At 71.1% G+C, this 9,921-nt stretch carries 9 protein-coding genes and 1 pseudogene; 4 read left to right on the top strand and 6 right to left on the bottom strand.

The genetic code is table 11. The features are described from left to right. Positions 1-99: 99 nt before the first annotated feature. The 6 genes and pseudogenes from EFK10_RS29245 to EFK10_RS29215 form a co-directional block, all read right to left on the bottom strand. On the bottom strand, positions 100-474 hold the full coding sequence (locus tag EFK10_RS29245; protein ID WP_127358657.1) for a hypothetical protein: 375 nt from the start codon (positions 472-474) through the stop codon (positions 100-102). A 116-nt stretch (positions 475-590) separates the two neighbouring features. Next, complete coding sequence (locus EFK10_RS29240; protein ID WP_127358656.1) at positions 591-983, bottom strand: roadblock/LC7 domain-containing protein; 393 nt, start codon at positions 981-983, stop codon at positions 591-593. Between the two features lie 80 nt (positions 984-1,063). Next, the gene (locus tag EFK10_RS29235; protein WP_240677538.1) at positions 1,064-1,963 is read right to left on the bottom strand and encodes a transcriptional regulator; all 900 of its coding nucleotides are present in this window, start codon (positions 1,961-1,963) and stop codon (positions 1,064-1,066) included. Further along, positions 1,960-2,343, bottom strand: a complete 384-nt coding sequence (locus EFK10_RS29230) for a hypothetical protein (RefSeq protein WP_127358655.1) — start codon at positions 2,341-2,343, stop codon at positions 1,960-1,962. The genes EFK10_RS29235 and EFK10_RS29230 overlap by 4 nt, the downstream gene beginning before the upstream one ends. A 147-nt stretch (positions 2,344-2,490) precedes the next feature. After that, positions 2,491-2,938 (bottom strand): annotated as a pseudogene (locus tag EFK10_RS51050) (ISL3 family transposase); the annotation flags it as partial. A 93-nt stretch (positions 2,939-3,031) separates the two neighbouring features. Beyond that, positions 3,032-4,852: a TIGR03767 family metallophosphoesterase gene (locus EFK10_RS29215; protein ID WP_127358653.1), complete on the bottom strand. Its 1,821-nt coding sequence runs from the start codon at positions 4,850-4,852 to the stop codon at positions 3,032-3,034. Positions 4,853-5,301: 449 nt separating this feature from the next. Between EFK10_RS29215 and hpnC the strand changes: the two genes are divergently transcribed. The 4 genes from hpnC to EFK10_RS29195 all read left to right on the top strand — a co-directional run bounded on the left by hpnC (position 5,302) and on the right by EFK10_RS29195 (position 9,907). Continuing rightward, complete coding sequence (hpnC, locus tag EFK10_RS29210; protein ID WP_127358652.1) at positions 5,302-6,234, top strand: squalene synthase HpnC; 933 nt, start codon at positions 5,302-5,304, stop codon at positions 6,232-6,234. 7 nt (positions 6,235-6,241) lie between these two features. Beyond that, positions 6,242-7,168, top strand: a complete 927-nt coding sequence (hpnD, locus tag EFK10_RS29205; RefSeq protein ID WP_127358651.1) for a presqualene diphosphate synthase HpnD — start codon at positions 6,242-6,244, stop codon at positions 7,166-7,168. Between the two features lie 196 nt (positions 7,169-7,364). Next, positions 7,365-8,789, top strand: a complete 1,425-nt coding sequence (gene hpnE / locus EFK10_RS29200) for a hydroxysqualene dehydroxylase HpnE (protein ID WP_127358650.1) — start codon at positions 7,365-7,367, stop codon at positions 8,787-8,789. Then, positions 8,786-9,907, top strand: coding sequence for a polyprenyl synthetase family protein (locus EFK10_RS29195; protein WP_127358649.1), 1,122 nt, complete (start codon positions 8,786-8,788; stop codon positions 9,905-9,907). The genes hpnE and EFK10_RS29195 overlap by 4 nt, the downstream gene beginning before the upstream one ends. The last annotated feature ends 14 nt before the right edge of the window (positions 9,908-9,921 follow it).

Raw genomic sequence — 9,921 nt, 5'->3', positions numbered from 1 at the left:
TCTGACCCCAGAAGTCGAACGCTTCCGGCGGCGTGAGTGCTCACCTGCTGGCGGCTACGGCACCGAGTCTGACCGACCCGGCAGCTCCCATTAGGCGGGTCAGACCTCCAGGTCGGCCTCGACGCGCTTGAGCTGGTGGCGGGCCATCGCCAGGTTCGCGCGGCCCTTGTCCAGTACGACGTACAGGAACAGGCCGCCGCCCGAGCGCCCGGCCAGCAGCCGGATCATGTGGTATTGGGTGCCGAGCGAGATGAGGATGTCCTCGATGCTCTCCTTGAGGTTGAGCATCTCCATCGTGCGCATCTTGGCGCGGACGACGTCGGTGTTGCCGGCGGCCGCGACGGTCAGGTCGAGGTCCTTGGAACCGCCAAGGGTGCCCAGGGCCATGCCGCTGCCGTAGTCCACGAGAGCGACGCCCAGGACGCCCTCGATCGACGTCATTATTTCCTTCAGCGCGGTCTCGGTGTTGGCCATGACGGTCTCGCTTCCTTGTCTTTGAGTTCTCTGACGTGACGAATGCCCGGCACCCGTGGCGGCGTGGCCGCGTCCGGTGCCCGACGACTTGTCGGCTGATGAAGGTGGTCGTACGGTCATTTGCGCTCCTGCCGTTGGAGCGCGACCTCGACGAGATCCTCGATCCGTCGACTGGTTTGGCGGGCCTCCAGGTGCAGCCGGCCCACGTTGGAGTCGGGGCCCGCCACGAGGGCGAGGGCCATGGCGGTGCCCGCGGCGTACGCCGCGACGTATCCGGTGTCCCCCCGGACGAGCAGTTCCCGGAAGCCGCCCCGTTCGGTGGCCTCGGTGATCCGGGCCGCAACGCCCAGGGCCGCCGCCGTGAGCGCGGCGACTCCCTCCGGTTCCGGCCCGCTGAGGTCGTGCGCGACGACCAGGCCGTCGACGCTGGCGACGAGCCCGCCCGTCAGGTGCGGCACCCTGGCCCGCAGACTCCGCAGTTCCGCCAGCACATCGGCTTCGAGTTCCACAAGCTGTCTCCTTCCAGCGAGTTGCCGCAGAGCCTTCCTCCACGGTCGGTCAGCAGGCACCGTGCGGGTGGGCAGAACGCTCACAGGCGGGCCTCCAGGGCGGCACGAACTCGGAGCAACAGGGTGACTGACGGATCTGCGGACGACGCTGGGTGCGGGCCACCGGGGACGGGAGGGCTTACGGAGGGGGGAGCTTCTGCCCGGGCCGGGGTGGCGATCCGGCCGGCGGCGGCCAGCCGCCGTACGTCCAGCAGGGTCGCGAAGGCGGAGCGACCCAGGTGCCACGCGATCTGGACCGGCGTGCGGCTGCAGTCGGCCGCCGCGAGCACCGCCAGTTGACCCGGGGTGGGGCCTCGGACTCGGTCACCGCGGAACTCGTCCCCCGGGCGGGGGACGACGGGCCCGGCATCGGTGTCGTCCCACGGCCAGGCACGTTCCAGCTGGGCCCGGCGGCGCTGTGCCTCCCGGGCCACGCGCCCCGCCGGGACCGGCGGGGAGATGGGGCCGAGCCGGGAGGTGACGCCCGGCTGAAACCCCTCGGGCTCCGAGTCGGGCAGCAGGCTGAAGTAGGCGGCGTCGAAGAGCGCGAGCAGGTGGCACAGCTCCAGTTCGCCACGGGCCAGGCGGCCGCTGTCGACCAGGTGCGGGCCGACCCCGTGCTCGGCGCCCGCGGTGGTGATTGCCTCGCGCCACTGGTCCGGCGAGAGCCGGCCGCAGGCCATGAGTCGTACCCCCAGGTCAGGGGCGCACGGGCTCTCGGCGTGCACGACCGCCCCGTCGCGCAGATAGACCGCGCCCGCCGACCCGTACAGGGCCCCGCTGGCCCCCGCCTCCGCGAGCTGGGCGAGCGCGGCGGTGAAGGCGTACGCCCCGAGCCCGCGGGAGCGGCCGGTGCCTGGCGGCGGGGCACCGTGGGCCTGCGTACGGCGTGGCAGGGACCGTACGGCGAGTGAGGGCAGGACGGCCTCGGTGCTGTTCATACGAGCATCATTCGGTCGGCGATGGACTGCAGGCCGAGCCGGGCGACGGCCAGGTTGGCGATCGCCCGGTCCAGCCAGATGTGCAGGAAGACATCGCTGTCGAAGGACGTGGCCAGGAAGCGGATCAGGTGGTAGCTCCCCGGCGTGGTGATGATGATGTCCTCCACCGGGATCCGCCCGGACTCCTTCGCGGTGAAGGTAGCGCCCTCCACGACCGCCCGGGCCGCTTCCGTGGCGTCCGCGGCGGCGGCCTCGTGGCCGTGCGCCGGTTCCTGCCCGACCGCCCCGAGGACGAGGCCGCTGCTCCAGTCGACCAGGCTCGCCCCGAGCACGCCGGGAATGGCCAACGCCTCGGAAAGGCATTCGTCGATGCCGGGCACGCGCCACCCCTTCCCCTTCACAATTCCTACATGAAACCGCCGCGGACAATACCCAAGGCATATGCGATCGCGCAACTAGCCATGATTCCTGGCTGCTTGTGCTCAGTCGACTGAATTGTGGCTCTTCGGTTGCTTCCGTGGGTGGGGTCATGCGGCGCGACGGCCTGGTAGGTGGGGGCGGTGTCCGCCGAGGCTGAGCATGGCCAGGGCGATGAGGGCGGTGGGTTCCTGGAAACCGAACGCCATGCGGGTGATCAGACGGATCTTGGTGTTCATGCTCTCGACGAGTCCGTTGCTCGGCGGCTGCGACGATGGCGTCCCAGTGCCTGACGATGGCGTGCTGGAGCTTCACGAAGGGTTCCAGGCGGCAGCGCCATGCCCACAACACCCAGTCCCGCAGGGCTTCGACGATGTTCTCGCCCTGTTTGAGCGCGACCCGCAGGGCCTCCTTGAGCAGGTAGGCGCGGTGCAGGGTCGGGTGCGCCTTGGCGATGAACGCGAGTTGGGCCTGCTGGCCGGCGGTGAGGTCCTCAAGTCGCTTCCACAGCGCCCAGCGGGTTTTCTTCAGCGACTTCGAGCCTGGGGTGGAGCGGCCCGTACCGTCGCAAGTCGAAACGTAGCCGGAGTACGGCAGACACAGTGCGCGTGGAAAATGCCGGTCCCCAGGCCTGGGTATCGCGAGTGCGGATCACACGGCCTGGACGAGGAGTTCGGCGTTGCGGTCCGACGCGCCACCCGCCCAGCCGGCGTTGACACCGTCCGTCATCGCGGAGGCGAGGCCGGGGGAGTTGTACGCCAGCTCCCGGTAGAGGGAGGCGAGGCCGGTCGCCGACAGGTCGTCGAAGTTCGTACGGTGCGGGGCGGCGGACTCAATGAGCGTGGTGAGCAGCGAGAGTGTCCCGTCGTGGTTGTCGACCAGCTCAATCACCCGCGCATGGTGCGGATAGTCCACGTGGGAGGCGGTGTTGACCTCCCAGAAGGAGCGGGCCGCCGTCGGGTGGGCATGCGGGGTGATGCGGTTGATGTGACTGTGGCCGTTGATCCACGCCACGACGTTGGGGAACCGGCTCAGCAGGGCGATCAGCTCCTGGCCGTCATGCCGCGGTTCGTCGGACCTGGCGGCGTCGGGACGCCGGGTCATGGTGGGGCTGTTGTGGTGGCTGAAGACCAGGATGTGGGCGTCGTCTGCGCCCTGGTTGCGCGCCTCCCGGCCGTCCGCGTCGTATGAGCGGGAGCTGTGGGCGGCCAGCGTCCGCTCCAGCCAGCCGAGTTGGTCGGAGCCGAGCGAGCCCTCGTAGTGGCCGCTGCGATAGGTGGTGTCGATGCTGATGCCGAGGACGTTCTCGGCCACCTTGAACGTGTAGTACATCCGGTCGCCGTCCAGGCTGTCCTCGGTGTACCCGTGGCCGACCGGTCCGGCGCCGGTGTACTTCGGGTCGAGGTGCGCGGTGATCTGGTCGTGCGGGGTGATCAGTCTGCGGCGCTCGTCGGCCGTCACGGTCCGCGCCTGGGCGGCGTGCCTGCTCAGGATGGCCTTGAGCGCCTCGCTCTTGGGGTCGTCGCCGGTGTGTATCGCGTTCGCGAACGCCGCCAGCTCGGATTCCGGGACCGAGATCAGCTTGCGGGAGCCGGTGATGATGGCGCTGAGCTCGGGGTCCGCTGGGGCCAGGCAGCCACCGGGCAGCTCGTCGTGGTTGCCGGGCGTGGAGTACCACGGGATGTTCAGGCCGGGGCTGGTGAGCGGGCGGATCGCCGCCTCGAGATAGCCCGGTATCCGTGGCAGTCCGCGCCGCTTGTCGAGGTCGAGCAAGGCGTCGTCCGGATGCCAGAAAAGCGGCAGGCCGGAATTCTGCACGCCCTCGTACGCGGCGGGGTCACCGGTGTTGGGGGTGATCAGGCCGCCGCTCATGGCGGTCAGGAACCACTCCAGCTCGATGGCGGAGTTGTTGTCCGTGTTGTCGCCCGTCGTCATCACGAACGCCGGCCGCTTCCCCGTGTGCGGGCCCCCGCCGAGCGCGTTCACCTGCTCCACCAGTGACACCGCCCCCGCGACGGTGAGCGCCTCCTGCGTCCGCCATCCGCCTCCGGACGGCGCCCGCATGAATTCCGTACGCAGCGGACTCTGTACGTCGGCCAGGTGGAGGTCGGTGAACTGGACGAAGCACGCCAGCGCGCTTCGCCGGTCCTCCCGCCCGGAACGGGGCGCCGCGATCTCACCCCGTACGACCATCGGCCACCCGGCCCCCGACACCAACCGCCGGTATCCGCTCCCGCCGCTGCCCCCACCCCCGAGCCGGGCCGCGGTCTGCAGGGTCGTGGCCCCGTAGGGCTCGGCCCGCGGTACGGCCGGCGTCGCGCTCGGGGTGGGCCCCGAGCTCGGGCCGGGCAGCGCAACGCCGCCCTGGCGCTGCCCGGGGACCAGCCCCCACGCCGCCCCCGATCCGGCCATGGCGGCACCGGACGCGAGCAGAAAGCGCCGACGATTGATGGCGGATCCGTTCCCGGCCATGAGGCCCCTCCGGTGCGCTTGCGGAATCACTCGTTCCGCACCCTGGGCGGCAGGAATGGCCTGAGCGTGAACGACGCCGTAACGCGGCACACCTGGAAACGGTCCATGCGGGCCGTTTCGCCAGCCTCGGTCGCGTCACATCCGTGCGCCCCCCCGAATTCCTTTGCCTTCGGGGAAGATTCGGGGCCAGTGTGGTGTTGGAGCTCTCAAGTGGAGATCATCCGCACCCCGGCGCACGCCGGGCGGCTGCGCGCCGTAAGCTGGGGCGGTACTCAATCGCCGCTTCTCGGGTGATACGTCCGGGCCCCGGTTCGGTCGATCGAACGAGCGGCGTGTCCGAAATAGTGTGTTATGGCCAATCGGTGTAGAACGGGGGATGTGACGGCAATGGCTGGGTGGACCCCTCAAAGACACGGTGCGTCCGCCGCTCGCGTGCCGGGAAGCACGCGGTGACCGGCCCCTGGCCTTCGGCATGGGGAACCCCAGCGCCATGCGACGCGCAGTCGCGCGCGATACTCGACAAGGCCGCGCGTGAGAACTTCCCCGTCGCGCCGTTCTTCGTGCCCCGCGCCTGGCGCGCCGACCTCATGGCCGTCTACGGATACGCCCGCCTCGTCGACGACATCGGCGACGGCGACCTCGCGAACGGCGGCCGCGACGACGCGCTCCGCCTCGGCCTGCCCGCCGACGCCGCCGACGACCGCCTCGCCATGCTTGACGCCTTCGAGGCCGACCTCCAGCGTGTCTTCGACGGTGCCCACAGCCCCCCGAGCCACCCCCTGCTGCACGCCCTGCGGCCCACCGTACGGCGCTGCGGGCTCACCCCCGCGCCCTTCCTCGGCCTGATCGAGGCAAACCGCCAGGACCAGCACGTACGCCGCTACGCCACGTACGACGACCTGCTGGCCTACTGCGAGCTGTCCGCCAACCCCGTCGGCCGACTCGTGCTCGGCATCACCGGCACCGCGACCCCGGAGCGGATCCGGCGCTCCGACGCGATCTGCACCGCACTGCAGATCGTCGAGCACCTCCAGGACGTGACCGAGGACCTCGGCCGCGACCGCGTTTATCTGCCCGCCGAGGACATGAAGCGCTTCGGCGTCTCCGAAACCGATCTCACCACCCCGACCGCAGGCGCGCAGCTGCGTGCACTGGTGGCATTCGAAGCAGAACGCGCACGTGACCTGTTGAATGAAGGCACCCCCCTGGTGGGTAGCGTCCACGGCAGGCTCAGGCTGCTGCTCGCCGGCTTCGTGGGGGGAGGCCGCGCCGCCCTCAAGGCGGTGGCGGACGCCGGCTACGACGTGCTGCCCGGACCGCCGAAGGCCACCAAATTCAGCCTGCTGCGCGAGGTGGGGTCGACATTGCGAAGAGAGGGGTGAGCCGTACGTGAACGGCTCCGACCACACGTCCGGCGCGGTGCTCGCGGCCTACCGCTACTGCGAGACCGTCACCGGCCACGAGGCCCGCAACTTCGCCTACGGAATCCGTCTCCTGCCGACCGCCAAGCGCCAGGCCATGTCGGCCCTGTACGCGTTCTCGCGCCGCGTCGACGACATCGGCGACGGCGACCTGGCCCCCGCCGTCAAGCAGTCCCGCCTCGACGAGACCCGCGCCGTCCTCGCCCGCGTCCGGGCCGGCGAGGTGACCGAGGACGACACCAACCCGGTGGCCGTCGCCCTCGCCGACGCCGCACGGCGCTTCCCCATCCCCCTCGAAGGGCTCGACGAGCTCATCGACGGCGTCCAGATGGACCTGAGCGGCGACACCTACGAAAGCTGGGACGACCTCGCCGCCTACTGCCGCTGCGTCGCCGGCGCCATCGGCCGGCTCTCGCTCGGCGTCTTCGGTACGGTCCCCAACGCACCCGGCACCGAGCAGGCCGCCGAGTACGCCGACACCCTCGGCCTCGCCCTCCAACTCACCAACATCCTCCGGGACATCCGCGAGGACGCCGACAACGGCCGCTCCTACCTTCCCGCCAACGACCTTGCTAAGTTCGGCTGTTCGGCCGACTTCCACAGCTCCACCCCGCCCCTCGGCGCCGACTTCACCGGCCTGATGGAGTTCGAAGTCCGCCGCGCCCGCGCCCTCTTCGCCACCGGCTACCGCCTCCTCCCCATGCTCGACCGCCGCAGCGGCGCCTGCGTCGCCGCCATGGCCGGCATCTACCGCCGCCTCCTCGACCGCATCGCCGCCGACCCCGAAGCAGTCCTCCGCGGCCGCGTCTCCCTCCCCGGCCGCGAGAAGGCCTACGTAGCCGCGCGCGGCCTCGCCGGCCTGGACTCCCGCCGCGTCGCCAGGGGGCGAGTGTGATCACCGGTGCCCACGGGGCGAACCGAGCCCACAAAAAGAGGGAAACGCGGTACCGATCCGGCGAACCGAGCCCTCGCTACGGCGCCCACGCAACCGCCACCGCCCCCCGCGCGTCCCTGCCTGCATCGGCGTGGCGCGCCCCCTGCGCCCCCGTCGGTGGGGTTCCCCAGGCCAGAGGCTTGGGTAGGGAGGGCGCATGAATGTGCAAGACGCCGCAGGCCGTCCCCCGGGGGCGGCCGCTGTGGTGGTGGGGGGCGGCCTGGCCGGCACGTCCGCCGCCCTCGCCCTCGCCGACGCCGGTCTGCGGGTCACCCTCCTCGAAGGGCGCCCCCGCCTCGGCGGGCTCGCCTTCTCCTTCAAGCGCGGCGACCTGACCGTCGACAACGGTCAGCACGTCTTCCTGCGCTGCTGCGTCGCCTACCTGCGGTTCCTGGACCGCATCGGCGCCGCCGACCTCGTCACCCTCCAGGACCGGCTCGACGTACCCGTGCTCGACGCCGAGGGCCTGCGGCTCGGACGGCTCCGCCGCACCGCGCTGCCGGTGCCGCTGCATCTGGCGGCCGGCCTGGCCACGTACCCCCACCTCTCGCTCACCGAACGCGCCTCCGTCGGCCGGGCGGCCCTCGCGCTGCGCGGGCTGGATCCCAGGGATCCCGCGCTGGACGCGGTGGACTTCGGGAGCTGGCTGCGCGACCACGGCCAGTCCCCGCGCACCGTCGAAGCCCTCTGGGACCTGGTCGGCATCGCCACGCTCAACGCCACCGCCGCCGATGCTTCCCTCGGCCTGGCGGCCATGGTCTTCAAGACCGGCCTGCTGTCCGACCCCGGCGCCGCCGACATCGGCTGGGCCTCGGCACCGCTCGGCGAGCTGCACGACGGCCGGGCGCGCGAGGCCCTCGACAAGGCAGGCGTACGGACCGTGCTGCGGGCCCGTGCGTCCCGCGTCGCACGGGAGGGTGACGGGCCCTGGGAGGTCGACGCCGAGACCGGCCCGGGCCGCGCCGAGCGGATCACGGCTGACGTCGTCCTCCTGGCCGTGCCCCAGCGCGAGACGTACGACCTCCTCCCGGAGGGCGCCCTGGAGGACCCGGAGGCGCTGCTGCGCATCGGTACGGCGCCCATCCTCAACGTCCACGTCGTCTACGACCGCAAGGTCCTGCGGCAGCCCTTCTTCGCCGCGATCGGAAGCCCCGTGCAGTGGGTGTTCGACCGCACCGAACACTCCGGGATGCAGCCCGGTGAGGGCCAGTACATCGCGCTGTCCCAGTCGGCCGCGCAGGACGAGATCGACCTCTCCGTCGCCGCCCTGCGGCAGCGGTATCTGCCCGAGCTGGAGCGCCTGCTGCCCGCGGCACGCGGCGCGACGGTACGGGACTTCTTCGTCACCCGGGAGCGGACGGCGACCTTCGCCCCCACGCCCGGGGTCGGCGCCCTTCGCCCAGGTCCGCGCACCCGCGCGCCCGGGGTGTACGTGGCGGGCGCGTGGACCGCCACCGGCTGGCCCGCGACCATGGAAAGTGCAGTACGCAGCGGTTTGCAAGCCTCCCGAGCAGCTTTGACCGCACTAGGCCACCCCTTCGACCCTCATCCCTTCGACATCGAAGGTCTGGAGCCGGCATGAGCACCACCAGTGCAATCAAAGGAGAGAACGTGACCGCTGCCAAGGAGCAGACGACCGCGGGCGTCGACAAGGCGAGCGTGACCGAGCTGCTGGAGCGCGGCCGCACACTGTCCACGCCCGTGCTGCGGGCGGCCGTGGACCGACTGGCACCCCCGATGGACACCGTGGCCGCCTACCACTTCGGGTGGATCGACGCGGCGGGCAACCCGACCGCCGGCGACGGCGGCAAGGCCGTACGCCCCGCCCTGGCCCTGCTGTCCGCCGAGGCGGCCGGCGCCACCCCCGAGACCGGCATTCCCGGCGCGGTCGCGGTCGAGCTGGTCCACAACTTCTCCCTGCTGCACGACGACCTCATGGACGGCGACGAGCAGCGCCGCCACCGTGACACCGTCTGGAAGGTGCACGGCCCCGCCCAGGCCATCCTGGTCGGCGACGCCCTCTTCGCCCTCGCCAACGAGATCCTGCTGGAGCAGGGCACCGTCGAGGCCGGCCGGGCCACCCGGCGGCTGACCACCGCCACCCGCAAGCTGATCGACGGTCAGGCGCAGGACATCTCCTTCGAGCACCGCGAGCGGGTCACCGTCGCGGAGTGCCTGGAGATGGAGGGCAACAAGACCGGCGCCCTGCTCGCCTGCGCCTCCTCGATCGGCGCGGTGCTCGGCGGCGCCTCGGAGGCCGACGCCGACGCCCTGGAGGAATACGGCTACCACCTGGGACTGGCTTTCCAGGCCATCGACGACCTGCTCGGCATCTGGGGCGACCCCGCCTCGACGGGCAAACAGACCTGGAGTGACCTGCGGCAACGCAAGAAGTCCCTCCCCGTCGTCGCGGCTCTCGCAGCGGGTGGCGAGGCCTCCGAGCGGCTCGCGGAGCTTCTCGCAGCAGATGCGAAGGCCGCGGATTCGTTGGACCGTAATGATATTGAGTCCTTCGACGAGGAAGAGTTCGCGATGAGAGCGGCGTTGATCGAAGCGGCGGGGGGCAGGGAGTGGACATCCCAGGAAGCCCGCCGACAGTACGCCACCGCGATCGCCGCGCTCGACAAAATGGACATGCGGGATGAAGTGCGCCGTAAGCTCGTGGGCCTGGCGGATTTTGTGGTGGTTCGCGAGAAGTAAACAGAGCAGAAGTG

It is taken from the genome of Streptomyces soli (assembly GCF_003999195.1).
Classification (GTDB): Bacteria; Actinomycetota; Actinomycetes; order Streptomycetales; family Streptomycetaceae; genus Actinacidiphila; species Actinacidiphila soli.
The sequence above is the reverse complement of the archived record's forward strand: the minus strand, read 5'-3'. Positions and strand labels throughout refer to the sequence as shown.